We start from the raw sequence: 23776 nt of genomic DNA, 5'->3' as shown, positions 1-23776 counted from the left end.
GCAGCGTGGTCAGGACCGTCTGCGGTGCAGCGTGCGCGCCCACAGGAGGAGCCCGATCACGACGATCAGACCCAGAACTCCCGCACCGACCCTGATCGCCACCTCGCTCTCGTCGTCCACTCCGGCATAGGCGCCGCCACTGCTCGCCTCGGTCCGCCGATCGGTCGGCGCGGTCGAGGCGGGGGTCGACGAGGTCGGCGCCGCCGCGTCCGGGCTCCCGGTCACCAGGGTGCCCACCACCGTGTCGGCAGGCTGCGTGAAGCCGTAGTCGAGCAGGCGGGCGGCCTGCTCCCAGGGCCGGATGGGCAGCACGTCGGCATTCATGAGCGACACGGCCAACCGGCGGCCACCGCGTTCGGCCGCGCCGACGAAGGTCTGGCGTGCGTCGTCGGTGTAGCCGTTCTTGCCGCCCAGTGCATCCGGGTAGTTGAACAGCAGCGCATTGTCGCTGGCGAGGGTGAAGCCCGGCCGGTCCTCGTTGAGCGGCATATCGGGGTTCACCGGCACGCCGGGCATGTCGGGCCGTGAGGGGTTGTCCGGCTTCGACGCGTCCTTGGGATAGCCCGGGAACGGAACCGATTCGGTGGCAACGAGTTCGGCGAAGGTCGGATCGTCCATCGCGGCCCGGAAGATGAGCGCCAGATCGTAGGGTGAGCAGGCCATGCCCGGTCCGTCGAGACCCGACGGCGACGCCGTGCGCGTGTCCAGGGCACCGAGCCCACGGGCCTTCGCGTTCATCTTCTCCACGGCGGTGTCGACGCCGCCGAGCTGGACGGCGAGGGCGTGCGCGGCATCGTTGCCCGACGCCATCACCAGCCCCTGCATCAGCTGGCGCACCGAGTACACGCCGCCGGTACCGATGCCCACCGCGCTGCCCTCGGCGGCCGCGTCCTCCGCGGTGGCCACCACGGTGCGATCGAGATCGAGCTCGTCGAGCGCGACGAGCGCCAGCAGGACCTTGATCGTGCTCGCCGGCCGGTACCGGCCGTGCGGATCCTTCGCCGCGATCACCGCGCCGGAGTCGAGATCGGTGAGCACCCATCCCGCCGCCGAGATGTCTGCGGGAAGAGCGGGCGCACCGGCAGCGGTGATCACACCGCACGCCGCCAGTTCCTCGCCGCCGACCGTCTCGGCCGGGACGGGTACGGGCTGCGGTTCCGCGTCGCCGGGAGCGGGGACCTCGGACGCATCGATGGCCGGTGGTGGCACGTCACGGTGGGGACAGGCGTCGGTGTCGGGCGTCCGGAACGGGGTGGACGTCGGAGGCGGTGCGGGCTGCGCCCCGGCGAGACTCGGAAGGAGTGCCGGCGTACCCACGAGCACGACCGCCGTCGCGATCGCCGCGGCTGTCCGTCGGCCGCGTCCGGTGCGGTCGTGAATGTTCATCACCGGTCACCCTAGGCGGCGCGCTCGCGCACGCCGCCCCGGGTGACCGGGTGTGTCCGGATCGAGAAGTCAGTCGGCGGACGGCCGGAGGTACGGCCGCTGGACCTTCTTCCACGCCTCGTACGTCTCGTACGCCGTCTGCGTGCTCTCGAGCGTCGAGGTGGCGCTGACCGGGACGTCCCACCAGGACTCGCTGTCCGGAGCGGCGATCAGCGGATCGGTCTCGACGTGGATGACCGTGCAGCGGTCCGCCGCCTTGGCCACCTTGACGGCGTCGGCAAACTCGCCGGCGGTGTTCACGCGGATGACGTCGGCGCCGAGACTCTGGGCGTTGGCCGCCAGATCGACGGGCAGCACACCGCCGTCGAGTCGACCGGACTCGGACCGGTAGCGGTACGCGGTGCCAAAGCGCTGGGAGCCGAGCGACTCCGACAGTGATCCGATGGAGGCGAAGCCGTGGTTCTGCACCAGCACCAGGATGACCTTCACGCCCTCCTGGACCGCGGTGACCAGCTCGGTGGCCATCATGAGGTAGCTGCCGTCGCCGACCATGACGAAGACGTCGCGATCCGGTGCCGCCATCTTGACGCCGATGCCGCCGGCCACCTCGTAGCCCATGCAGGAGAACCCGTACTCGACGTGGTAGCCCTTGGCATCGCGTGTGCGCCAGAGCTTGTGGAGGTCTCCGGGCATCGAGCCGGCGGCGCACACGACGATGTCGCGTGGGTCGGACAGCGAGTTGGTGAGACCGATGACCTGGTTCTGGTTCATGCCGAGGTTGTCGTCGTCCACGGCGTAGACCGAGGCGACCGTGCGATCCCACTCGGCGGCGAGTTCGGTGGCGCGCGCACGGTACTCGGCGCTCACCTCGTGGTCCGCGAGCGCGTCGGTCAGTGCCTCGAGCGCCTCGCGGGCGTCGGCGACCACGGAGAGACCGCCCTGCTTGACCGAGTCGATGGACGCGACGTTGATGTTGACGAACCGCACGTCGGGGTTGGAGAAGGCCGTGCGCGACGCGCTGGTGAAATCGCTGTAGCGCGTGCCGATCCCGATGACCACGTCGGCCTCGGTCGCGAGGGCGTTGGCGGCCGTGGTGCCGGTGGACCCGATCGCTCCGACCGACTGCGGGTGGTCGTACACGAGGGAGCCCTTGCCTGCCTGGCTCTGGCCGACGGGGATTCCGGTCTTCTCCGCGAACGACGCGAGCGCCTCGGTGGCACCGGAGTAGATGACGCCGCCGCCGGCGACGATCAGCGGCGCCTTCGCCGAGCGGATGATCTCGGCGGCGCGGGCGACGACGGACCGCTCGGGCAGCGGGCGGGCGACGTGCCAGGTGCGCGGCGCGAAGAACGACTCGGGCCAGTCGTGTGCCTCGGCCTGGACGTCCTGCGGGACGGCGACCGTGGCGGCGCCGGTCTCCACCGGGTCGGTGAGGACGCGCATGGCGCCGAGCAGAGCCGCGGGCAGTTGCTCGGCGCGCCACACTCGATCGAAGTAGCGCGAGAGCGGCTTGAACGCGTCGTTGACGGTGACGTCGCCGCTGGACGGGAGCTCGAGCTCCTGCAGCACCGGTGAGGAGGCGCGGGTGGCGAAGGTGTCCGCCGGGAGCAGCAGGACGGGCAACCGGTTGATGGTGGCCAACGCCGCGCCGGTGAGCATGTTGGTCGAGCCCGGTCCGACACTGGCGCTGACGGCCCAGGTCTGGAGACGGTCCTTCTGGCGGGCGAAGCCGACGGCGCTGTGCACCATGGCCTGCTCGTTGCGGCCGAGGACGTAGGGGAGCTCCGGCTCGGTGCCCGCCTCGACGGCGTCGATCTCGGCCTGCAGCAACGCCTGTCCGAGACCGGCGACGTTGCCGTGGCCGAAGATGCCGAAGCAGCCCGCGAAGAACTTGGTCCGGACCCCGTCACGCTCGACGTACTGGTTGGCGAGGAAGCGGACGATGGCCTGGGACACCGTGAGGTGCACCATCGGCTCGGCGTTCTCGGTCTTGCTCTGTGACATCGGTGCGGTGGACACCATTGTCAGGCTCCTTTTCCACGGTGCGCTGAGTCCAGCGGAGGTCGGGGGGTGAGGGGGAGGCGTGGATCGACGTCCTGGCCGTCCCACGTGCTGCGGATCCAGGTGTGGTCGGGATCGTCGACGATCTTCCAGGCGCGCTCGCTGCCCGGTCCGGCCATGACGTTGAGGTAGTACATGTGGTAGCCGGGCGCCGCGACGGACGGCCCGTGATACCCGTGCGGGACGAGGACGACGTCACCCGTGCGCACCTCTTCGAGCACCTCGATGGGACGCTCGGGTGTGCCGTACACGCGGTGGTATCCGAAACCGGCGGAACCGTCACGGCCACTGTCGATCTCGAAGTAGTAGATCTCCTCGAGTGCCGATTCGGTCTCGGTCTCCTCGTCGTGCTTGTGGCCGGGGTAGGACGACCAGTTGCCGCCGGGGGTGATGACCTCGCACGCGATGAGCGAGTCGGCCTCGAACGTGTCGGCGGTGCCGAAGTTGTGCACCTGACGGCTGCAGTTGCCCGCGCCGCGCAGTTCGACGGCGACGTCGGCGGCGGGAACGTAGCGGAACGGCAGGGCCCGCGAGGCGCGTGCGCCGCACAACGCGAAACGTCCACCCTGCTCGCTGCGGAGGGTGTAGCTGCTGTCACGGCCGACGTACGCGAAGTCGGAGGGCCCGTCGAAGACCGACGCGCGCCCCGTCAGTGCGAACGACTCCTCGCCGCACGTGACGGTCGCGGATCCCTGCAGAGGGACCACCATGATCTCGTCGTCGTCGGAGGTGAGATCGACGGACTCGCCGTGTGCGAGAAGCACTGTGCGCAGACTGGACTCGGTCCATCCCGCGCTCTCCGGGGTGACGGTGACTCCGGCGCCGGGGACGGCGGGAATGTAGAACTCGCTGTTCACTCGTCCGCCCCGCCCCGCACCATGTCGACTGCGGTCGCCACCGCGGTGGCGACGTCGCCGTCCTTCGGGTAGAGCAGTGTGCGGCCCACGATGAGGCCGCGGACGGCGGGGATCTTCAGGGCGCGTGCCCAATTGGCGAAGGTCTCGTCGGGCGCGGTCTGCGGGTCGCCGCCGAGGAGCAGCGTCGGGAGCGTGGTGGCGTCCATGACGCGCTCCATCTCGTCGACCACGGGCAGCTTCATCCAGGTGTACGCCGACGAGGCGCCGAGGCCCTGGGCGATGTGGATGGACTTGATGACGGCGTCGGCACGCAGATCGTTGACCACCTTGCCGTCGCGGCGCGACGACAGGAACGGCTCGACCATGGCCATGAGGCCCTCGGCCGCGAGTTCGTCGATGGCCTGCGCGCAGGCGGTGAGGGTGCCGAGCGTGCCGGGATCGTCGAGGTCGATGCGGGTCAGCATCTTGGCGCCGTTCATCCGCGCCTTCGCGGTGGACGCCGCGGTCGCGCCGGTCATCCGGTCGTCGAGCTCGAACGACGCGCCGGCGAGTCCGCCGCGGTTCATCGAGGAGATGACGACCTTGTCATCGAGGGCGCCGAGCAGGACGAGGTCGTCGAGAATCTCGGACGTCGCGAGGACACCGTCGACTCCCGGGTCGGCCAGCGCGGTACGCAGGCGGTCGAGCAGTTCGGTGCGACTGTTCATGGCCGTCGGGTTCGAGCCGACCGACAGGGCACCGCGGGCGGGGTGATCGGCGGCCACGATCATGAGCCGCCCGTCTCCGCGCACCGTCTCACGGGTGACGCGAGAGGCCCAGGCGCGGTCGATCGCGCCCGGGTCGTGCGCCCGGATCTCGGTGACGTCGGCGTACGTGGTGCAGGTCGCGGTGATGGTCTCAGACATGTGCTTCCTCGGAATCGGCGAGATCGGAACCCGGTGCGGTGACCGCGGACTCGGCGAGGGCGGCGACCTCGTCGGCGGTGGGCATGGCGGTGGAGCATTCGAGGCGCGACGCGACGATGGCGCCGGCCGCGTTGGCGTGGCGGAGGATCTTCTCGAGTGGCCAGCCGGACAGCAGTCCGTGGCACAGCGATCCACCGAAGCTGTCGCCGGCACCGAGTCCGTTGACGACGTCGACGAAGTTCGGTGGCACCTCCACGCGCTCGGTGCGCGTCTTGCCCAGTACGCCCTTGGGGCCCTGCTTGACGATCGCCAGTTCCACCCCCATGTCGAGCAGCGCGTCGGCGGCCCGGTCCGGCTCGGTCTCGCCGACGGCGACCTCGCACTCCTCGCGGTTGCCGACGGCCACCGTGACGTGTCGCAGTGCGCGCTGGACCTGCTCGGTCGCGGCGGCGGGGCTCTCCCAGAACATGGGCCGGTAGTCGAGGTCGAGCACCGTCAGCGGAGCGCGTCCACGCGCCTCCCAGGCGGTGAAGTGTGCACTGCGCGAGGGCTCCTCGGACAGACCGGTGACCGTCGACCAGTACAGAGCGGCGCTCCGGACGGCCTCGGTGTCGATGTCCTCGGGACGCACCTGCAGGTCCGGCGCGGTGGGCTTGCGGTAGAAGTACAGCGGGAAGTCGTCCGGCGGGAAGATCTCGCAGAACGTGACCGGGGTGGCGTACTGGCCGTCGACCACGACGTAGCGGTTGTCGACGCCGAGGCGGGCGAGCTCGGCGCGCACGAAGCGGCCGAACGGATCGTCGCCGGCGCCGGAGATCAGTGCGGTGCGGCGCCCGAGTCGCGCGGCGGCGACGGTGACGTTGGCGGCGCTGCCACCGAGGAACTTGCCGAACGTCTCGACGTCCTCGAGGCCCACACCGACCTGCAGGGGATAGATGTCGACTCCGCTGCGTCCGATGGCGAGCACGTCGAAACGTGCATCACCGGTGGGGCCGGTGTTGTTCACTGTGGTCAAGGTCTGCTCCATCGATACTCGGGGCGTGTGCGTGGGGGCCGGTATCACTGTGCTCCGCGCCACACCAACCTGTCAATAGTTTGTCCTGACATTCTAACTTGCCGTCATATTGCGCACGGTCACTTACACTCTGTTCTCGGGCAGCCCGCCCGCACACCCGCCTAGTTTCGGATCGGAGCTGGTACGTGAGTCAACCGCTCGCCGTGGAGCTCGACAGGTCGAGTCCCGTTCCGCTCTACTACCAACTCGCGCAGGCCATCGAGGGCGCGATCCTCGGCGGCAGTCTGGCCCCGGGTGACCGCTTCGAGAACGAGCTCGCCCTCGCGAAGCGCCTGAACCTGTCGAGGCCGACCACGCGTCGGGCCATCCAGGAACTGGTGGACAAGGGGCTGCTGGTGCGCAAGCGTGGCGTCGGCACACAGGTGGTGCAGAGCCCGGTGCATCGACCGGTGGAGCTCACCAGCCTCTTCGACGACCTGGCGCGCGCCGGCCAGGACCCGACGACGAAGTTGCTCGAGTACTCGGTCGGGCTGCCCACCGAGGACGTGGCGCGCGAGCTCAACATCGGGCCGGAGTCCGAGGTGGTCACCGTGCGTCGTCTGCGACTGACCAAGGGTGAACCGCTCGCGCTGATGATCAACTACATGCCCGTCGACGTGGCGCCGGAGCCCGCCGAGCTCGAGGCGCACGGCCTGTACCAGTCGCTTCGCACCAAGGGAGTCCACATCCGCCTCGCTCGCCAGCGCATCGGGGCGAAGGCGGCCGATCGCGACGAGGCGCACCTGCTGGACGAGAAGCCGAAGGCGCCGCTGCTCACCATGCACCGGACGGCGTTCGACGACTCCGGCAAGGTGGTCGAGTACGGGTCGCACGTGTACCGCGCGTCGCGGTACTACTTCGACACGACCCTCGTCGACCGCTGACCCGGAGGCGTCAGCCTGCGATCGACCGGAGTGTCGGCCGAACCTTCTCCAGCGCGTACGTCAGCGACGCCGGTGACGGTGTGTTCAGCGCGATGATGGTCGCGTAGTCCGTGATCAGCATGCCGCCCGAGCGCACCGAGGGTAGGTCAGCCCAGCCGGGCAGTGCCTCGAGATCGGCGGCGGTACCGCCGTTCACGAGGATGATCACCAGGTCGGAGTTCAGGACGTCGACGCGTTCGGGCCCGACGACGAGCCGGTTGCCGGCCGTGGCGGGCAGGTCGACGGCCGGCAGCGTCATCCCCAGTTCCTGGTAGAACGCCGAGGCGCCGTCGTCGGGATCGGCCACCACGACGAGCTGCTGGGTGGCCGGGATGTACTGCGACAGCAGCGCCGTCCTCCCCGCCAGTCCGGGCAGCTCCGCGGCGGCATCGGCGAGGGCGGTCCGCGTCCGCGCGATCACCGCGTCGGCGTCGTCCTCGCGGCCGAGCGCCGTGCCCAGCGCGCGCGTCAGCGCGTCGTAGGGCGAGACCGTGTCGCCGATGACGGGAATGGTCGGGGCCAGTGCGGTCAACTGCTCGTACTGGGTCGGTGTCGACGCGGCGAAGTCGGCGAGGATGAGATCCGGTGCGTACGAAGCGATCTCCTCGATGGGGAGGGTGCCCTCGACGGGGATGGGAATGAGCGGTACGTCCGCCGCCAGCTCCGACTGCCAGGGATAGCGGCCGTCCGGTGCCCCGGTCGTGTCCGAGGCGAAGGCCACCGGCTGCACCCCCAGGGCGAGCGCGGCGTCCACGGCCGGAGCGGTGAGGGCGACGATGCGCGGATCGGACCCGAGTTCGGCGCGGTCGATCGCGGTGGAGCCCAGTGCGTGCTCGATGGTCACGGTGCCCGTCGGGGCGTCGCTGTCGGGCACCGCGTCGGACGCCTGATCACTGGTGCACCCGGCCGCCGTGAGGAGTGTCAGAACGGCGACGGCCGTGGCGAATCGTCGTAATGTGGTGCTGCGCATGCGGTACCCCTGCTGCTCGCGATGCCTCCGGAGACCGCGGAGGTAGGGGTACCCTAAGTCACCCGGGAGGCCGCGTGGGGAGCTACGTGTCGGCCGGCGGTGCCGTGCTTCCGCGCACCTGCAGTGTCGGCGCGATGAGGTCGAGGGTGCCGGCTGCCGTCGGACGAGCGATCCGGTCGATCACCGCTGCTGCGGCCCGGCGACCGACCGACGCGCTGGCGTTGTCCACCGACGTCAGGGAGACGTGGCGCAGTTGTGCGATGGAGGTGTTGTCGTATCCGACGATCGAGATGTCCTGCGGCACGGCCAGTCCCGCTTCCTGACAGGCCGTCATGACACCGACCGCGGCGATGTCGTTCACCGCGTACACGGCGGTCGGGCGGGGGGTGCGGGCGAGGAGTCTCCGGGCGGCGTCGTATCCGCCGTCCTCGGTGAGGTCGCACGGTTCGACGAGGCCGTCGGTGTCCAGGCCGCGCGACGTCATCGCGGCGCGGTAGCTGTCGGCGCGCAGGGCGGACACGGCGCCGAACGACCCGGCCACGTGGGCGATCCGGCGGTGACCCAGTTCCGCGAGATGCGCCACCGCCAGCGCGGATCCCGCGGTGTCGTCGTTGGCCACGACGTCCGCGCGGGGGAGTTCGAGGTCGCGGCTCGCGACGATCACCGTCGGCATGGACGTCGCGGCATCGGCGACCAGGGGAGTGGGCGACCGGGTGCCGACCAGGACGAGCGCGTCGAGTCGCAGTTCGGTGAACTTGCGGACGACGGTGTCGTCCCCGCTCCGGTCGGCTCGACCGTCGCCGAGCATCATGGTCAGCCCGTGTGCCTCGAGCACCGGGGCCATGCCCTCGAGGCAGTCCACGAACCACGGGTTGCGGAGGTCGTTGATGAGGACCCCGACGATGTCCGTCCGTTGCCGGGACAGGTTGCGAGCCGACAGGTTCGGCCGGTAGCCCAGCTCGTCGATGGCGGCGTGCACGGCCGCGCGCTTCTCGTCGCTGACGTTGGGGGAGTCGTGCAGGACCAGGGAGACGAGCGACTTGGACACGCCGGCGCGTTCGGCCACGGTGCGGATCGTGGGTGGCCGCTCGATGTTCGTCACGGCTCGCTCCGTCCGGTGAGGCGGCCCCGCCGAGTTGGACCGTGCCAAACGCAGCCTAGCGGGACGGACGCGATGAACGAAAGAGCGTTGACAGCGCGATCGGGCGACGGGCAGACTGCGGACAGTCTTCTGTTTGGAACGGTCCAAAAACCCCCTCGTCTGGAGTGCACCCATGTCCGACCCTCGCCTCACCACTCTGCCTGTCGCCGTCGTCGGCTTCGGCTGGATGGGCCGCGTCCACACGCAGGCCTACAGCCGCGTGCGTCACCACTACCCCGCGCTCCGACCCCTGCCCGTTCTCGCGACCGTGGCCGACGAGGTGCCCGGCCGCGCCGCCGAGGCTGCCGAGCAGTTCGGCTTCGGCTCGTCCACCGAGTCGTGGCGCGACGTCGTGGCCGACCCGTCCATCGGTGCCGTGTCGGTGACGTCGCCGAACTTCCTGCACCGGGAGATGGGCGTCGCGGTGGCCGAGGCCGGGAAGCACCTCTGGATCGAGAAGCCCGTGGGACTGTCGGCGGACGATGCCCGCGCAGTGGCGATCGCCGCGGAGAAGGCAGGCGTGCAGACGGCAGTGGGCTTCAACTACCGCAATGCACCGGCCGTGGAGCAGGCGCGCGGCATCATCGCGTCCGGCGAACTGGGCGACGTGACACATGCACGCTTCCGGTTCTTCAGTGACTACGCGGCCCACCCGGACGGCGCACTGAGCTGGCGTTTCGAGCGTGAGCGTGGCGGTAGCGGCGTGCTCGGCGATCTGGCGTCCCACGGCGCGGATCTGATCTGGTACCTGCTCGGCGACATCGCCTCACTGGTGGCGGACACCGCCGTCTTCATCCCGCAGCGTGCCAAGTCGACGGGGGTGACCAGCGGCCACATGCGCGCCTCGGGCGGTGAGCAGGGCCCGGTGGAGAACGAGGACTTCGTGTCCGCGCAGCTGCGCATGGCGACCGGCGCCCGGTGTGTCCTCGAGGCCAGCCGCGTGGCGGTGGGTGACCAGAACTCCTACGGGTTCGAGATCCACGGGACCAAGGGCTCGGTCTCGTGGGACTTCCGTCGGATGGGGGAGCTGCAGCTGGGCCTGCGGGCGGCCGGCGAGGATCAGCCGCTGTATCAGGACCAGCCGCAGTCGACGCTCTTCGTCGGTCCGGGAGCGGGCGAGTACGGCGTCTTCCAGCCGGGGTCCGCGTCCGCGATGGGGTACGACGACCTGAAGGTGGTCGAGGCGGCGCGCTTCCTGCAGTCGATCGCCGAGAACGCCTCCGTCGGCGCGACCGTGCGGGATGCTGTCCGCAGCGCCTCGGTGCTGGACGCGATGACGGAGTCGGTGGAGTCGGGAAGGTGGGTCACGCTCTAGCGGGTATGTCCGGCTGCAGTCCTAATGTCCGAACAAAGTATTGACTTATGGCTGTGATGCGTATTACATCGACATCACACGGAACGTTCGCCGCTCGCCTCCCTCACGGGGTGTCATCCGAACGAATGCTCCGCCAGCGCAGAGAATCCCCCGTCAGGTAAGGAAGTCCATGTCCACTCAGGCAGATCTCGATCTCGCCACGCATACCGTCGTGACCGACGAGCGGGTGAAGAAGCAGAAGCCGTTCCAGCGTCTGCTGGTCCGTCCGGAGATCGGTGCCCTCTTCGGCGCCGTCATCATCTTCGTGTTCTTCGCCATCGTCGCCCCGCCGTTCCGGAGCCCCGAGGCCCTGGCCACCGTGCTGTACGCCTCGTCGACCATCGGCATCATGGCGTGCGGCGTGTCGGTCCTCATGATCGGCGGCGAGTTCGACCTGTCGACCGGTGTGGCGGTGACGTTCTCCTCGATCGCCGCGTCCATGCTGGCCTACAACCTCCACCTCAACGTGTGGATCGGCTCGGTCCTCGCCCTGGTGCTGGCACTGGGGGTGGGATTCCTCAACGGGTACCTGGTGATGAAGACGAAGATCCCGTCGTTCCTCATCACCCTGTCCTCGTTCCTGATGTTGACGGGCATCAACCTCGCGGTGACCAAGCTCGTCACCGGCCAGGTCGCGACGCAGTCCATCTCCGACATGGACGGGTTCGAGTCCGCCAAGAAGGTCTTCGCCTCGTCGTTCTCGGTCTTCGGTGTCTCGGTCCGCATCACCGTCCTGTGGTGGCTCGTCTTCACGCTCATCACCACCTACGTGCTGATGAAGACGCGCGTCGGCAACTGGATCTTCGCGGTCGGCGGCAACCAGGACTCGGCTCGCGCCATCGGTGTGCCGGTGACCAAGGTCAAGATCGGCATGTTCATGTTCGTCGGCTTCTGCGCCTGGTTCGTCGGCATGCACCTGCTCTTCGCCTTCAACACCGTCCAGTCCGGCCAGGGTGTCGGCAACGAGTTCCTCTACATCATCGCCGCGGTCATCGGTGGCTGCCTGCTCACCGGAGGTTTCGGTACCGCCATCGGTGCGGCCATCGGCGCCTTCATCTTCGGTATGACCAACCAGGGCATCGTCTACGCCGGCTGGAACCCGGACTGGTTCAAGTTCTTCCTCGGTGCGATGCTGCTCTTCGCCGTCATCGCCAACAACAGCTTCCGTTCCTACGCTGCGAAAAGGTGACACCTGACATGAGTGCAACCATCGAGACTCCCCTCGAATCGAACAGTGGCGGCAAGACCCCGCTGATCGAGCTGAAGAACGTCGGCAAGAGCTACGGCAACATCATCGCCCTCGGCGGGATCAACCTGCGCGTCGGCGCCGGCGAGGTCACCGGTGTGCTCGGCGACAACGGTGCCGGCAAGTCGACCCTCATCAAGATCATGGCCGGCCTGCACCAGCAGACCGAGGGCCAGCTGCTCGTCGACGGCGAGGAGGTCAAGTTCTCCTCACCCAAGGACGCGCTCGACAAGGGCATCGCGACGGTCTACCAGGACCTCGCCGTCGTGTCCCTGATGCCGGTGTGGCGCAACTTCTTCCTGGGCCAGGAGCTCCGGAAGAAGGGTGTCTTCCGCACCCTCGACGCCGCCGCGATGCGCGCGACGACCAAGGAGGAACTCCACAAGATGGGCATCGACCTGCCCGACGTGGACGCCCCCATCGGCTCGCTCTCCGGCGGTCAGCGCCAGTGTGTGGCCATCGCCCGCGCCATCTTCTTCGGCGCCCGTGTCCTCATCCTCGACGAGCCGACCGCCGCGCTGGGCGTCAAGCAGTCCGGCATGGTGCTGCGCTACATCTCGGCAGCCAAGGAGCAGGGCTTCGGCGTCGTGTTCATCACGCACAACCCGCACCACGCGTACATGGTCGGTGACCACTTCGTGCTGCTCAACCGTGGCCGCCAGAAGCTCGACTGCTCCTACGACGAGATCAGCCTCGACGATCTCACCAAGGAGATGGCCGGCGGCGACGAACTCGAGACGCTCACCCACGAACTGCGCCGCTGACGCTCGACTCCCGGGCCCCGCACCTCACACGAGGTGCGGGGCCCGTGTCGTGTCGGCACCCGGACCGCGCGCGCGAGTGCTCGTGAGCAGAACTGCACCGACGACGACGGCCCCGCACCCCGGGTTTTCGCTCAGGGGTGCGGGGCCGTCGTTCTCGGGGGCTAGCGGAGAGGGAGACCTGCCGCCGTGTACGCGGCATCGACGAGCTCCATGGTGGCCACCGCGTCGTCGGCGTCGAGGGGGATCGGAGCGCCGCTCTGCAGGTGCGCCGCGAAGGCCTCGAGCTGGTACTCGTACGACGGGCGGGTGCCGAGGTGCTCCACCGTCGTCCCCGACGCATCCGTGACGGAGACGCGGTCGTCGGTGTTCGGCTTGATGTGGTTGTGCGCGAACGCCGTTCCCTCGGAGAAGCTCAGCAGCACCGTGAACTCGTGCTCGGCGTGCTCCATCGAGTTCGTCACGGTGCCGGTGGCGCCGTCGGGGAACGCGAGTTCGATGGTCGACGTCGCGTCGACGCCGGGGTCACGTTCGGTGGCGACGGCGGAGACCACGCGGGGAGGCCCGCCGGCGACGTCGGCGAGCAGGCGGTGCACGTGGAGCCCGTAGCAGCCCAGGTCCATGACGGAACCGCCCGCGAGGTCGAGCGACCATCGCGGATCGTCGTCGGCGGGTGCGGGCATGGCCATGACGACCTCGACCCGCGTGAGGCGACCGAGGGTGCCGTTCGCGGCGATGTCCAGCAGCCGCCGCGTCACCGGGTGGAAGAGGTAGTGGAACCCCTCGACGATCACTGCGCCCGTCTCGCGAGCCACATCGCGCACTGCCCGCGCCTCGGCGGCGTTGCGTGCGAACGGCTTCTCCGTCAGGACGGCCTTGCCGGCGCGCAGCGCGCGCATGTTCCACTCGGCGTGCAGGGCGTTGGCGAGCGGGTTGTAGACGGCGTCCACCTCGGGATCGCCGATCACCGCGTCGTAGTCGTCGGCGACACGCTCGACGCCGTACCGCTGTGCGAAGGCCTCGGCGCGGTCGCGATTGCGTGCCGCGACCACCACCAGTCGATGACCGAGCGCGTGAGCCGGGCCGATGATCGCCTGCTCCGCGATGCGCGACGCGCCGAGGACCCCGATGCGCAGAGGTGTCGTCACACCGCGGCCGTTCGGGCGGCGACGATGTCGTGGAGATGTTGCACGCTGGCGACGACGTCTGTGACCGGGCCGCCCACCTCGCCCGGCTCCTCGGACAGGATGGTGTCCTGCTCGAGCACGAACCAGCCGGTGTATCCGGCGTCGAGGAGCGAGTCGACGACGCCGCCGATGCCCACGTCTCCGGTTCCGAGCGGCGTGTACATGCCGGCGCGGACCGCGTCGGTGTAGGTGAGCTCGCCGGCCTGGACCCGTGCTGCGAGGGCGGCGTCGACGTCCTTGAGGTGAGCGTGCGCGATGCGATCGGCTGCCGCAGTGGCCAGTTCGGCCGGATCAGTGCCGCCGATCATGAGGTGCCCGGTGTCCAGGCACAGCGGGATGGAGGAGCCGTCGAGCACGCGGTGCACCTCGTCGCGCTGCTCGATCATGGTGCCGGCGTGGGGATGCACGACGGCGAGGATTCCCCGCTCGGCGGAGGCGGCGGCGAGACGATCAAGGTTGCGCAGCAACACGGTCCACTGATCGGCGGTGAGCGTCGGACGGGCGTCGTAGCCCTCCTGGCCGGTGGACGCGGCGAGGACGATGACGTCGGCGTTCGCGGCCACGAAGCCGTCGAGCAGCGAGGCGATGGTCGGCACCGGATCGTGCGACTCCTCGTGCAGCAGAACGGGAGCGAAACCCCCGACGGAGGTCAGGTCGTGACCGGCGAGCACTGCGGCCAGGGACGCCGGATCGGCCGGGAGAAAGCCCTCGGGACCGTTCTCCGTCGCGGTGAGTCCGGCGCCGCGCATCTCGCGGAGCACGCGGTCGTTGTCCATCTGGTATCCCCAGCCGGGGACCTCGCAGACGCCCCACGAGATGGGTGCTCCGGCGATACGTACGGGTGCGGCGGTCATGAGCGGACCTCTTCCAGGGTGACGGGTGCGCCGCGGCGCAGGGATTCGGTGGCGGCCTCGGCGATCCAGGCGACCTCGAGGGCGTCCTGCGCGGTGCAGGGGGACGGGCGGGTGCCGGCGCAGACCTCCAGGAACGCGGACAGCTCGGCGCGGTAGGAGGCGGCGAACCGGTCCATGAAGAACCCGTGGGGCGTGTCCGACGGGAACAGCTCGCCGTTCGGGAAGAGCTGGGGCGCTTCCATGTTCCGGACCGGGGTGTGGGGATCCCAGCCGGCGACGACCGTGTCGTCCCGGCCGTGGACCTCGAGGCGGCAGTCGTAGCCGCGGCCGTTGTAGCGGGAGTTCGACACGACACCGACGGCGCCACCCTCGAACGTCAGGAGCACGGTGGCGGAGTCGACGTCGCCGGCGGCGGCGAACGCGGGATCGCCCTGGTTCGAGCCGGTGGCGAACACGGACACGACCTCGCGGCCGACGATCCAGCGCACGACGTCGAAGTCGTGGACGCTGCAGTCGCGGAAGATGCCGCCGGACTCCGCGATGTACGCCATCGGCGGGGGAGCGGGGTCGAGAGTGGTGGACCGCACGGTGTGCAGGAACCCGAGATCCCCACTGCGCACGGCACGTTCGGCGGCCGCGACGGCCGGATCGAACCGCCGGTTGAACCCGATCTGGACGGGCACGTCGGAGGTCGCGATGCCGTCGACCACGGCCTTGCTCTCGGTGGCGGTGAAGGCCAACGGCTTCTCGCAGAAGACGGGGATCCCGGCGTCCACCGCGGCCAGCAGCAGCGAGGCGTGCGCGGGCGTGGCCGCCGCGACGACGATGCCGTCCACGCCGGCGGTGAGCATCGCGTCGACCCCGTCGACCTTCTCCGCGCCGTACTTCGCGGCGACGGCGTCGGTGACCTCCGGCCGTCCGTCGGTGACCACGAGGCTCGAGACCCCGTCGAGTCCGGCGAGAGTCTCGGTGTGGAACGCACCGATGCGTCCCAGTCCGACGACTCCGATTCGCTGGTTCCGAACGTCGTTGCCCATCAGTCCTGCCCTCCTACTACCTGTTGATCCCATTCGATGACCGAGCCGGTGACGACGCCGCTGCGCGGCGACAGCAGGAACACCACCATGTCGGCGATCTCGTCGGGCTGTCCGAGCTTGCCCATCGGCATGCGCGCGGCCGCGTCGGCGGCCCAGTCGTCCGGCGCGTCGTGGAACGTCCTCTGCGTCACGGCTTCGCCCTCGGTCTCGGTCCAGCCGATGTCGAGTGCGTTGATGCGGATCCGGTCGAACCGGTGAGCGTGTGCCGCGTTCTTGGTCAGCCCCGACAGGCCGGCCTTCGCCGCCACGTACGGGGCGAGGTAGGACTGCCCGCCGCGGCCGCTCACGGAGCCGATGTTCACTATGGTGCCGGGAGCCGAGCGCGAGAGCATGTCGCGGACGGCGGCCTGCATGACGAAGAACGGTCCCCGCAGGTTGACGGCCATGTGCTGGTCGAACAGCTCGGGGGTGGTGTCGAGCAGTGACCCTCTGGAGGTGAGTCCGGCCGCGTTGCACACGGCATCGACGCGGCCGTAGTGCTCGACGGTGCGCTCGACGCTCGCGATCGCCTCGATGGGGTCGGCGATGTCGGCGCGCACGAAGGTCGCGTCGTGGCCGTCGGCACGCAGCTCGCGTTCGAACGCGGTGCCCACCTCGCCACGTCGGCCGCTGAAGGCCACGCGTGCGCCCGCGGCGAGGCTCGCTCGCACGACGGCGGCGCCCACACCGGACGTGCCGCCGCTGACGAGAACGACGGTGTCGTCCAGAAGAGTGCCCACACCGGGAAGTCTTGCGGTCCCGGCGCCGGTGATCAACACTCTGAACGCATCAAAAACACCTCGAGAGGACACTGCTGTGGGACATCGCTACAAAGTGCGGGAGATCGCGCAGCAGTCGGGCCTGAGCGAGGCGACCGTGGACCGGGTGCTGCACGAGCGGCCCGGTGTCCGGGAGGACACCCGAGCGGAGGTGCGCCAGGCCATCGCCGACCTCGACAAGCAGCGCACCCAGTTGCGGTTGTCGGGGCGCAAGTTCTTCGTCGACGTGGTCATGCAGGCACCCGAGCGGTTCTGTTCCCAGGTGCGGTCCGCCCTCGAGGCCGAGTTGCCGATGCTGTCACCGGCCGTGGTCCGGTCGCGGTTCCACTTCCGGGAGACGGAGTCGGTGCCCGCGATGCTCGAGACGCTCGACGGCATCCGCGCGCGCGGCTCGCACGGACTGATCGTCAAGGCGCCGGACGATCCGCAGGTGTCCGACGCGCTCGACGCCGTCGTGGCAGCCGGCATCCCGGTGGTGACCTACGTCAGCGACGTGCCGTCGAGCGCGCGCACCGCGTACGTGGGCATCGACGACGGCGCCGCGGGCGCCACCGCGGCGTACCTCGTCGATCAGTGGCTGGGGGAGTCGACGTCGAGCGTGCTGGTCACATTGAGCCACGACACGTTCCGCAACGAGGGTGAACGGGAGATCGGGTTCCGTCGGGCCCTGCGCCGCACGGCGTCCGGGGTGCCGCGGGCCGTGTTCGACATCGCCCGCAGCAGCGGACTCGACGACACGGTCGAGGACCTGGTGGTCGAGGCATTGACGCAGCACCCCGACATCGAGGCGGTCTACTCCATCGGCGGCGGCAACGTCGCCACCGTGCGGGCCTTCGAGCGGGTGGGTCGTCGGTGCCGGGTGTTCATCGCCCACGACCTCGACGCGGACAACCGTCGGCTGCTGGCCGAGCGCTCCATCTCGGCTGTGCTGCACCATGATCTGCGTGCCGACGCGCGGTCGGCGTGCCGGTTGCTCATGCAGGCCGCCGGTGCCCTGGACGGTGTTCGGGACGAGCCGTCACCCGTGCACGTGGTCACTCCGCACAACACTCCCCGATGACGCGCTCCGGCCGAGGAGCCAGATGGCGAGTGCGGCGAGGGAGATCGCTGCCCCGGTGAGGCACAGCACCGCCCACCCACCGACGGAATAGCTGACGGACGCAGCGACGGAACCGAGGACGCCGCCACCGAAGTAGCTCACCATGTACGCGGTGTTGAGACGGTTTCGCGCCGGCGGATCCAGGACGAACACGACGTTCTGATTGCTGATGTGCGCGCCCTGGGTGCCCAGGTCGAGAGCCATGATGCCGACGATCAGGACGACGACGGCCCACACGGCGGAGCTGCCCGATCCGAGGAAGAGCAGCGCCCAGCTGGCCAGCAGGATCGTCAGGCACAGCGTCGTCGCGCGCCGTCCGTGTCCCTTGTCGGTCATGCGCCCGGCGATGGGTGCCATCAACGCACCGGCGACCCCGGCGATGCCGAACAGGCCGATGACGGCGTCACCGTAGGAGAACGGCGGAGCCGCGAGCAGGAACGCGAGCCCGGTCCACAGCACCGAGAACGCGGCCATGAGGAGCGCGCCCAGAGCCATGCGCAACCGGAGCTCCCGGAGTTCGCGTACGAGCGTCAGGATGGAGCCGAGAATGCCGCGGTAGGTGTCGGTCACCACCGGGGTCGACACCGGGACGTACTTCCGCAGCACCACCGCGAGCAGGGCGATGGCCACGGCGGCCACCCCGTAGACCAACCGCCAGCCGCCCAGTTCGGACAGGAACCCACTGACGGTGCGGGCGAGCAGGATTCCGGTGAGCAGGCCGCTCATGACGGTGCCCACGGTGCGTCCGCGATCCTCCTCCGCGGCGAGGGCCGAGGCGAGCGGGACGATGACCATGGCGGCGGACGCTCCCACCCCGGCGAGGACGAGGGCGGCGGCGAGCATCGGGAAGCCGGGGGACACCACGGCGATGCCGTCCGCGACGGCGCAGATCAGGGCGGCGGTGACGATGAGGCGCCGCCGTTCGATCAGGTCGCCGAGCGGGACGAGGAACGCCAGACCGATGGCGTAGCCGATCTGCGCGGTGGTGACGAGGATGCCCGCCGTGCCCTCCTCGATGTCGAAGGAGCGAGCGATCGTGTCGAGCAGCGGTTGCGCGTAGTACAGATTCGCGACCAGGACACCGCAGGTGACGGCCAACAGGAGGACCAGCCCGCGGCCGATGGTGGGTTCGGTCGTCGAGCTGCCCCCGGGTTCTGTCACCGCTCAACTATGGCCCCACCTCGCCGAGACCGCACAGCGGGGACTCCGGATACCTCGAGAACACCTCGAGATCCGTTCGACGGGTTCGACTGATCTCGGGACAGTCGGGGTATCCGTGCAGCACGGTGACAGACACAGGCGTCACCCGACCACTCGCCGGACGACCGACACAGGAGTCGCACATGAGCAAGCACGAACCGCTGGGACCTCTCTCGAAGGGGTTCCTCGCCGCGGACATGTTCGGCTACCAGGGCATTCTGACGGACGAGGAGTCGGAGACGGTCGGGGTGGTGCGTCGCTTCCTCGAGGACGAGGTCGCCCCGCGCGCGAACGAGTTCTGGGAGAAGGCGGAGTCACCGGTCCATCTGCTCCCGCGCCTGGCCGATCTCGGGATCGTCGGTCTGGAGTACGAGTTCGACGGTCGGGCGCCCGCACGCAAGGTCTTCACCGGGTGGCTGGGCATGGAGTTCTCGCGGGTCGATCCGTCCACGGGCACCATGTTCACGGTCCACAGCGGGCTCGCGATGAGCAGCATCGCCATCCTGGGCTCGGACGAGCAGAAGGAGCGGTGGCTCCCGGCCATGCGCCGCATGGAGAAGATCGGCGCCTTCGGCCTGTCCGAGCCGCACGGCGGCTCCGACGTCGCCGGCGGGTTGGAGACCACGGCGCGGCTCGACGGCGACCACTGGATCCTCAACGGCAGCAAGCGGTGGATCGGCAACGCCACCTTCGCCGACCTGATCATCGTCTACGCGAAGGACGAGGCGGACGGTGAGGTGAAGGGCTTCGTCCTCGAGAAGGGGGACGACGGCTTCCCCGAGGGGTTTCGTGCGGAGAAGATCGAGCGCAAGTACTCGCTGCGCGCGGTCGAGAACGCAGATCTGTACTTCGAGGACTGCCGGGTGCCCACCGCGAACAAACTCGAGCACGCGAACTCGTTCGCCGACACCGCCAAGGTCCTGTCCCTCACCCGCGGCGGCGTCGCGTGGGGCGCGGTCGGAGTGATGATCGGTGCCTTCGAGAAGGCGGTGGCCTACGCACAGGAGCGCGAGCAGTTCGGGGCGCCCATCGCGTCGTTCCAGTTGATCTCGGACCTGATCGCGCGCATGGCCGGCAACATCACCGCGTGCCTCGGGATGGCACTGCGGGTGTCGCAGCTGCAGGACTCCGGGGTGCAGCACGACGAGCACGCGGCACTGTCCAAGAGCTACACCACCACGCGATTGCGTGAGGTGGTGGGCTGGGCCCGAGAGATCATGGGGGGCAACGGCATCGTGCTCGACTACGACGTGATCCGTTACTTCACCGATGCCGAGGCGCTGTACTCGTACGAGGGCACGTCGCAGATGAACAACCTCATCGTCGGCAGGGGAGTGACGGGGTATTCGGCGTTCGTCTAGTGCGGCTCCGCCGCCCGTGAGTCTTTTGCGCATCCAGGGATGCACAAAAGACTCACGGGCGCGAAGCGCACATCAGCGTGCGAAGAGCAGTGCGCGCTTGACTTCCTGGATCGCCTTCGTCACCTGAATGCCACGGGGGCACGCGTCGGTGCAGTTGAAGGTGGTGCGGCAGCGCCACACACCCTCGACGTCGTTGAGGATGTCCAGGCGCTCGGGAGCGCCCTCGTCACGGCTGTCGAAGATGAAGCGGTGTGCGTTGACGATGGCGGCGGGACCGAAGTAGCTGCCGTCGTTCCAGTACACGGGGCACGAGGTGGTGCAGCACGCGCACAGGATGCACTTGGTGGTGTCGTCGAACCGCGCGCGGTCGGCAGCCGACTGGATGCGCTCACGCGTGGGCTCGTTGCCGGACGTCATCAGGTAGGGCTTGACGGCACGGAACGCGTCGAAGAACGGCTCCATGTTCACGATGAGGTCCTTCTCCACGGGCAGACCGCGGATGGGCTCGATCGTGATGGTGAGGGACTTCGAGGAGTCCTTCGGGAGCATGTCGCGCATCAGGACCTTGCAGGCCAGACGGTTGACACCGTTGACACGGACCGCGTCGCTGCCGCACACGCCGTGCGCGCACGAGCGGCGGAACGAGAACGTGCCGTCCAGGTAGTTCTTCACGTACAGCATCAGGTTGAGAAGACGGTCGGTCGGCAGGGTGGGGACCTGGAAGCTGTCCCAGTGCGAACCCTTGTCGTCCTCCGGGTTGAAGCGAGCGATCTTCAGTGTGACCATCACTGCTTCGTCCGGAACCGCAGGCAGACCGCCCTTGTCTTCGGACTTGTCGATAGCGGGTGCGCTCATCAGTACTTACGCTCCATCGGCTCGTAGCGGGTCTGCACCACGGGCTTGTAGTCGAGGCGGATATCGGAGAGCAGACCCTCGCCCACCTTGTACGCCATGGTGTGGCGCATGAAGTTGACGTCGTCGCGCTCCGGGTAGTCCTCGCGGGCGTGTCCGCCGCGAGTCTCCTTGCGGTTGAGAGCACCGGCGACGGTGACCTCCGCCATCTCCAGCAGGAAGCCGAGCTCGACGGCCTCGAGCAGGTCGCTGTTGTAGCGCTTGCCCTTGTCCTGCACGGTGATCCGGCCGTAGCGCTCCTTCAGTCCCTGGATGTCGCTCAGGGCCTGCTTGAGGGTGTCCTCGGTACGGAAGACGGACGCGTTGTTGTCCATCGACTGCTGCAGCTCGGTGCGGATGGTCGCGACCTTCTCGTTGCCGTGATCCGAGAGGATGAGTTCGAGCCATTCCTCGACCATCTTCTGCGGAGCCTCGGGCAGCGGGGTGAAGTCGACGCTGTTGGCGTGCTCGGCGGCAGCGATGCCGGCGCGACGGCCGAACACGTTGATGTCGAGCAGCGAGTTGGTGCCGAGACGGTTGGAGCCGTGCACGGACACGCAGGCGCACTCGCCGGCGGCGAAGAGGCCGGGGACGACGTCGTCGTTGTTGCGGAGCACCTCACCGCGGATCTTGGTGGGGATGCCGCCCATGACGTAGTGGCACGTCGGGTACACGGGCACCAGCTCGGTGACCGGGTCGACGCCCAGGTACGTACGGGAGAACTCCGTGATGTCCGGGAGTTTCTCCTCGAGGACGTCGGCGCCGAGGTGGGTCACGTCGATGTAGACGTAGTCCTTGTTCGGTCCGGCACCGCGACCCTCGAGCACCTCGAGCACCATCGAACGGGCGACGATGTCGCGCGGCGCGAGGTCCTTGATGGTGGGGGCGTAGCGCTCCATGAAGCGTTCACCGTCCGCGTTGCGGAGGATTCCGCCCTCACCACGCACGGCCTCGGAGATGAGGATGCCCAGTCCGGCGAGGCCGGTCGGGTGGAACTGGTGGAACTCCATGTCCTCGAGCGGCAGGCCCTTGCGGAAGATGATGCTCATGCCGTCACCGGTGAGGGTGTGGGCGTTCGAGGTGGTCTTGTAGATACGACCCGAACCGCCGGTGGCGAACACGATCGACTTCGCGTGGAACACGTGCAGCTCGCCGGTGGCCAGCTCGTAGGCGATGACGCCGGTGGCCACGGGGCCCTCGTCGGTCTCCGTCAGCGCGATGTCCAGAGCATAGAACTCGTTGAAGAACTCCACGTCGTGCTTGACGCACTGCTGGTACAGCGTCTGGAGGATCATGTGACCGGTGCGGTCGGCGGCGTAACACGCACGGCGCACGGGCGCCTTGCCGTGGTCACGGGTGTGCCCGCCGAAGCGACGCTGGTCGATCTTGCCCTCGGGCGTGCGGTTGAACGGCAGGCCCATCTTCTCGAGGTCGAGGACCGCGTCGATGGCCTCTTTCGCCATGATCTCGGCGGCGTCCTGGTCGACCAGGTAGTCGCCGCCCTTGATCGTGTCGAAGGTGTGCCACTCCCAGTTGTCCTCCTCGACGTTGGCGAGGGCAGCACACATGCCGCCCTGCGCCGCGCCGGTGTGGCTGCGAGTGGGGTAGAGCTTCGTGAGCACCGCGGTGCGGGCGCGCGGACCGGCCTCGATCGCCGCGCGCATACCTGCACCACCGGCACCGACGATCAGTACGTCGTAACGATGTTCCTGCATGTGCACTCTCCCCTAGCTGGCGGTGATGTTGGGGTCGAACGTGAAGATGACGTACGTGCCCAGACCCATGATGAGGATCATCGAGAGCACCAGAAGCGTGGTGAGCCAGAACCGCGTGGAGTCCTTGCGCGAGTAGTCGGCGATGACGGTCCGCAGACCGTTGCCGCCGTGCAGCTGCGCCAACCAGAGCATCGTCAGGTCCCACACCTGCCAGAACGGGCTCGACCAGCGGCCGGCCACGAAGGCGAAGTTGATGCGGTGAACACCGTCGTCGAGCAGCAACATGATGGACATGTGGCCGAGGACGAGGACGACGAGCGCGAGCCCGGAGAAGCGCATGAACAGCCATGCGTAGAGCTCGAAGTTGCCACGGTTCTTCCGGCGCGGTGAGCGCGGATTGTCGAGGCTGGCGGGACGGTCGTGAGACGTTCCCAGCGTGCGTGCCTGCTTGGCACCTGCGTCGGTGGTCGCCATGGCTCAGTGCCCCCCGGTGAAGGTGTTGTAGAGGATGCGTGCCGCGCCCGGGATCATGACGACGAACCAGATGCCGAGGATGACCCACAGCATGAGGCGCTGGTACTGGGTTCCCTTCGACCAGAAGTCGACGAGCATGACTCGGATGCCGTTGAGTGCGTGGTAGAGCACCGCGGCCACCAGGCCGAGCTCCATCAGGCCGACGATCGGCGTCTTGTACGTGTCGATCACGTCGTTGTACGCCTGGGGATCGACGCGGACGAGCGCCGTGTCCAGGACGTGCACGAACAGGAAGAAGAACGTGACGACACCGGTGATCCGGTGCAGAACCCAGGACCACATGCCAGGGTCTCCGCGGTACAGAGACCGCGTGCGCTCCCGCGTCGGGGCGGCTTCGGTCGTGCTAGCCATCGAGTGCAGTGCCTCCAACATCATTGATGGACGCGACGAGCGAAGACGCCCGGAGAGATACCGGAGAAATC

At 68.7% G+C, this 23776-nt stretch carries 22 protein-coding genes; 6 read left to right on the top strand and 16 right to left on the bottom strand.

The window, feature by feature from the left end; translation table 11 throughout:
• Positions 1 to 9: 9 nt before the first annotated feature.
• The 5 genes from J4E04_RS13265 to iolC form a co-directional block, all read right to left on the bottom strand.
• A complete protein-coding gene (locus tag J4E04_RS13265) occupies positions 10 to 1386 on the bottom strand; it encodes a D-alanyl-D-alanine carboxypeptidase family protein (RefSeq protein ID WP_490148770.1) in 1377 nt (458 codons plus the stop codon).
• Between the two features lie 69 nt (positions 1387 to 1455).
• A complete protein-coding gene (gene iolD, locus J4E04_RS13260; protein ID WP_222638737.1) occupies positions 1456 to 3408 on the bottom strand; it encodes a 3D-(3,5/4)-trihydroxycyclohexane-1,2-dione acylhydrolase (decyclizing) in 1953 nt (650 codons plus the stop codon).
• A gap of 2 nt (positions 3409 to 3410) precedes the next feature.
• A complete protein-coding gene (iolB, locus tag J4E04_RS13255; RefSeq protein WP_222645999.1) occupies positions 3411 to 4304 on the bottom strand; it encodes a 5-deoxy-glucuronate isomerase in 894 nt (297 codons plus the stop codon).
• Entirely contained in the window at positions 4301 to 5209 is a 909-nt protein-coding gene (locus J4E04_RS13250) for a Cgl0159 family (beta/alpha)8-fold protein (RefSeq protein WP_490148769.1), read from the bottom strand. The genes iolB and J4E04_RS13250 overlap by 4 nt, the downstream gene beginning before the upstream one ends.
• Positions 5202 to 6236: a 5-dehydro-2-deoxygluconokinase gene (iolC, locus tag J4E04_RS13245; protein ID WP_051612912.1), complete on the bottom strand. Its 1035-nt coding sequence runs from the start codon at positions 6234 to 6236 to the stop codon at positions 5202 to 5204. The genes J4E04_RS13250 and iolC overlap by 8 nt, the downstream gene beginning before the upstream one ends.
• A 173-nt stretch (positions 6237 to 6409) precedes the next feature.
• Here iolC and J4E04_RS13240 point away from each other — a divergent pair, with 173 nt between their 5' ends.
• Positions 6410 to 7147 (top strand): GntR family transcriptional regulator, encoded by a 738-nt coding sequence (locus J4E04_RS13240; protein ID WP_027503738.1) that lies wholly within the window; start codon positions 6410 to 6412, stop codon positions 7145 to 7147.
• 10 nt (positions 7148 to 7157) lie between these two features.
• Here the strand turns inward: J4E04_RS13240 and J4E04_RS13235 are convergent, their stop codons facing one another.
• On the bottom strand, positions 7158 to 8156 hold the full coding sequence (locus J4E04_RS13235; RefSeq protein WP_490148768.1) for an ABC transporter substrate-binding protein: 999 nt from the start codon (positions 8154 to 8156) through the stop codon (positions 7158 to 7160).
• Between the two features lie 82 nt (positions 8157 to 8238).
• Positions 8239 to 9258 carry a LacI family DNA-binding transcriptional regulator gene (locus J4E04_RS13230; RefSeq protein ID WP_490148767.1) on the bottom strand — a complete coding sequence of 340 codons (1020 nt, stop codon included), beginning with the start codon at positions 9256 to 9258 and terminating at the stop codon, positions 8239 to 8241.
• Positions 9259 to 9430: 172 nt separating this feature from the next.
• On the opposite strand from J4E04_RS13230, the gene J4E04_RS13225 reads away from it, so the two are divergent.
• The 3 genes from J4E04_RS13225 (at position 9431) to J4E04_RS13215 (ending at position 12661) form a co-directional block, all read left to right on the top strand.
• Positions 9431 to 10612 carry a Gfo/Idh/MocA family protein gene (locus J4E04_RS13225; protein WP_490148766.1) on the top strand — a complete coding sequence of 394 codons (1182 nt, stop codon included), beginning with the start codon at positions 9431 to 9433 and terminating at the stop codon, positions 10610 to 10612.
• 169 nt (positions 10613 to 10781) lie between these two features.
• Positions 10782 to 11840 (top strand): ABC transporter permease, encoded by a 1059-nt coding sequence (locus J4E04_RS13220; protein WP_027503734.1) that lies wholly within the window; start codon positions 10782 to 10784, stop codon positions 11838 to 11840.
• An 8-nt stretch (positions 11841 to 11848) separates the two neighbouring features.
• Positions 11849 to 12661, top strand: coding sequence for an ATP-binding cassette domain-containing protein (locus J4E04_RS13215; RefSeq protein ID WP_027503733.1), 813 nt, complete (start codon positions 11849 to 11851; stop codon positions 12659 to 12661).
• Between the two features lie 161 nt (positions 12662 to 12822).
• On the opposite strand, the gene J4E04_RS13210 is transcribed toward J4E04_RS13215, so the two are convergent.
• From J4E04_RS13210 to J4E04_RS13195, 4 genes are read right to left on the bottom strand one after another with little or no spacing between them, the layout of a single operon-like run.
• Entirely contained in the window at positions 12823 to 13806 is a 984-nt protein-coding gene (locus J4E04_RS13210) for a Gfo/Idh/MocA family protein (RefSeq protein WP_490148765.1), read from the bottom strand.
• On the bottom strand, positions 13803 to 14699 hold the full coding sequence (locus J4E04_RS13205; protein WP_490148764.1) for a sugar phosphate isomerase/epimerase family protein: 897 nt from the start codon (positions 14697 to 14699) through the stop codon (positions 13803 to 13805). Before J4E04_RS13205 ends, J4E04_RS13210 begins: the two co-directional genes overlap by 4 nt.
• On the bottom strand, positions 14696 to 15736 hold the full coding sequence (locus J4E04_RS13200; protein ID WP_307108999.1) for a Gfo/Idh/MocA family protein: 1041 nt from the start codon (positions 15734 to 15736) through the stop codon (positions 14696 to 14698). The genes J4E04_RS13205 and J4E04_RS13200 overlap by 4 nt, the downstream gene beginning before the upstream one ends.
• Positions 15736 to 16515 (bottom strand): SDR family oxidoreductase, encoded by a 780-nt coding sequence (locus J4E04_RS13195; RefSeq protein WP_490148763.1) that lies wholly within the window; start codon positions 16513 to 16515, stop codon positions 15736 to 15738. The genes J4E04_RS13200 and J4E04_RS13195 overlap by 1 nt, the downstream gene beginning before the upstream one ends.
• A gap of 76 nt (positions 16516 to 16591) precedes the next feature.
• On the opposite strand from J4E04_RS13195, the gene J4E04_RS13190 reads away from it, so the two are divergent.
• Entirely contained in the window at positions 16592 to 17614 is a 1023-nt protein-coding gene (locus tag J4E04_RS13190) for a LacI family DNA-binding transcriptional regulator (protein ID WP_027503728.1), read from the top strand.
• Here J4E04_RS13190 and J4E04_RS13185 read toward each other — a convergent pair.
• Positions 17573 to 18814, bottom strand: a complete 1242-nt coding sequence (locus J4E04_RS13185; protein WP_307108998.1) for an MFS transporter — start codon at positions 18812 to 18814, stop codon at positions 17573 to 17575. The two genes, J4E04_RS13190 and J4E04_RS13185, sit on opposite strands and share 42 nt — an antisense overlap.
• Positions 18815 to 18996: 182 nt before the next feature.
• Between J4E04_RS13185 and J4E04_RS13180 the strand changes: the two genes are divergently transcribed.
• Positions 18997 to 20214 carry an acyl-CoA dehydrogenase family protein gene (locus J4E04_RS13180; protein WP_222638730.1) on the top strand — a complete coding sequence of 406 codons (1218 nt, stop codon included), beginning with the start codon at positions 18997 to 18999 and terminating at the stop codon, positions 20212 to 20214.
• A 72-nt stretch (positions 20215 to 20286) separates the two neighbouring features.
• Here the strand turns inward: J4E04_RS13180 and J4E04_RS13175 are convergent, their stop codons facing one another.
• From J4E04_RS13175 to sdhC, 4 genes are read right to left on the bottom strand one after another with little or no spacing between them, the layout of a single operon-like run.
• On the bottom strand, positions 20287 to 21069 hold the full coding sequence (locus tag J4E04_RS13175; protein WP_027503726.1) for a succinate dehydrogenase iron-sulfur subunit: 783 nt from the start codon (positions 21067 to 21069) through the stop codon (positions 20287 to 20289).
• On the bottom strand, positions 21069 to 22820 hold the full coding sequence (gene sdhA, locus J4E04_RS13170) for a succinate dehydrogenase flavoprotein subunit (protein WP_027503725.1): 1752 nt from the start codon (positions 22818 to 22820) through the stop codon (positions 21069 to 21071). Before sdhA ends, J4E04_RS13175 begins: the two co-directional genes overlap by 1 nt.
• 12 nt (positions 22821 to 22832) lie before the next feature.
• The gene (locus tag J4E04_RS13165) at positions 22833 to 23294 is read right to left on the bottom strand and encodes a succinate dehydrogenase hydrophobic membrane anchor subunit (RefSeq protein ID WP_027503724.1); all 462 of its coding nucleotides are present in this window, start codon (positions 23292 to 23294) and stop codon (positions 22833 to 22835) included.
• Between the two features lie 3 nt (positions 23295 to 23297).
• Entirely contained in the window at positions 23298 to 23705 is a 408-nt protein-coding gene (gene sdhC, locus J4E04_RS13160) for a succinate dehydrogenase, cytochrome b556 subunit (protein ID WP_081821085.1), read from the bottom strand.
• Between the last annotated feature and the right edge of the window lie 71 nt (positions 23706 to 23776).

The sequence above is a fragment of the Rhodococcus sp. NFXS4 genome (genome assembly GCF_058139645.1).
Note: the sequence above shows the minus strand (reverse complement) of the source record. Positions and strands in the feature narration are given on the sequence as shown.

Excerpts from the sequence above, each read along its gene's own strand:
- J4E04_RS13265 (WP_490148770.1), bottom strand. The coding sequence starts at position 1,386 with ATGAACATTCACGACCGCACCGGACGCGGCCGACGGACAGCCGCGGCG.
- iolD (WP_222638737.1), bottom strand. The coding sequence starts at position 3,408 with ATGGTGTCCACCGCACCGATGTCACAGAGCAAGACCGAGAACGCCGAG.
- J4E04_RS13250 (WP_490148769.1), bottom strand. The coding sequence starts at position 5,209 with ATGTCTGAGACCATCACCGCGACCTGCACCACGTACGCCGACGTCACC.
- iolC (WP_051612912.1), bottom strand. The coding sequence starts at position 6,236 with ATGGAGCAGACCTTGACCACAGTGAACAACACCGGCCCCACCGGTGAT.
- J4E04_RS13235 (WP_490148768.1), bottom strand. The coding sequence starts at position 8,156 with ATGCGCAGCACCACATTACGACGATTCGCCACGGCCGTCGCCGTTCTG.
- J4E04_RS13225 (WP_490148766.1), top strand. The coding sequence starts at position 9,431 with ATGTCCGACCCTCGCCTCACCACTCTGCCTGTCGCCGTCGTCGGCTTC.
- J4E04_RS13220 (WP_027503734.1), top strand. The coding sequence starts at position 10,782 with ATGTCCACTCAGGCAGATCTCGATCTCGCCACGCATACCGTCGTGACC.
- J4E04_RS13215 (WP_027503733.1), top strand. The coding sequence starts at position 11,849 with ATGAGTGCAACCATCGAGACTCCCCTCGAATCGAACAGTGGCGGCAAG.
- J4E04_RS13205 (WP_490148764.1), bottom strand. The coding sequence starts at position 14,699 with ATGACCGCCGCACCCGTACGTATCGCCGGAGCACCCATCTCGTGGGGC.
- J4E04_RS13200 (WP_307108999.1), bottom strand. The coding sequence starts at position 15,736 with ATGGGCAACGACGTTCGGAACCAGCGAATCGGAGTCGTCGGACTGGGA.
- J4E04_RS13180 (WP_222638730.1), top strand. The coding sequence starts at position 18,997 with ATGAGCAAGCACGAACCGCTGGGACCTCTCTCGAAGGGGTTCCTCGCC.
- J4E04_RS13175 (WP_027503726.1), bottom strand. The coding sequence starts at position 21,069 with ATGAGCGCACCCGCTATCGACAAGTCCGAAGACAAGGGCGGTCTGCCT.
- sdhA (WP_027503725.1), bottom strand. The coding sequence starts at position 22,820 with ATGCAGGAACATCGTTACGACGTACTGATCGTCGGTGCCGGTGGTGCA.
- J4E04_RS13165 (WP_027503724.1), bottom strand. The coding sequence starts at position 23,294 with ATGGCGACCACCGACGCAGGTGCCAAGCAGGCACGCACGCTGGGAACG.
- sdhC (WP_081821085.1), bottom strand. The coding sequence starts at position 23,705 with ATGGCTAGCACGACCGAAGCCGCCCCGACGCGGGAGCGCACGCGGTCT.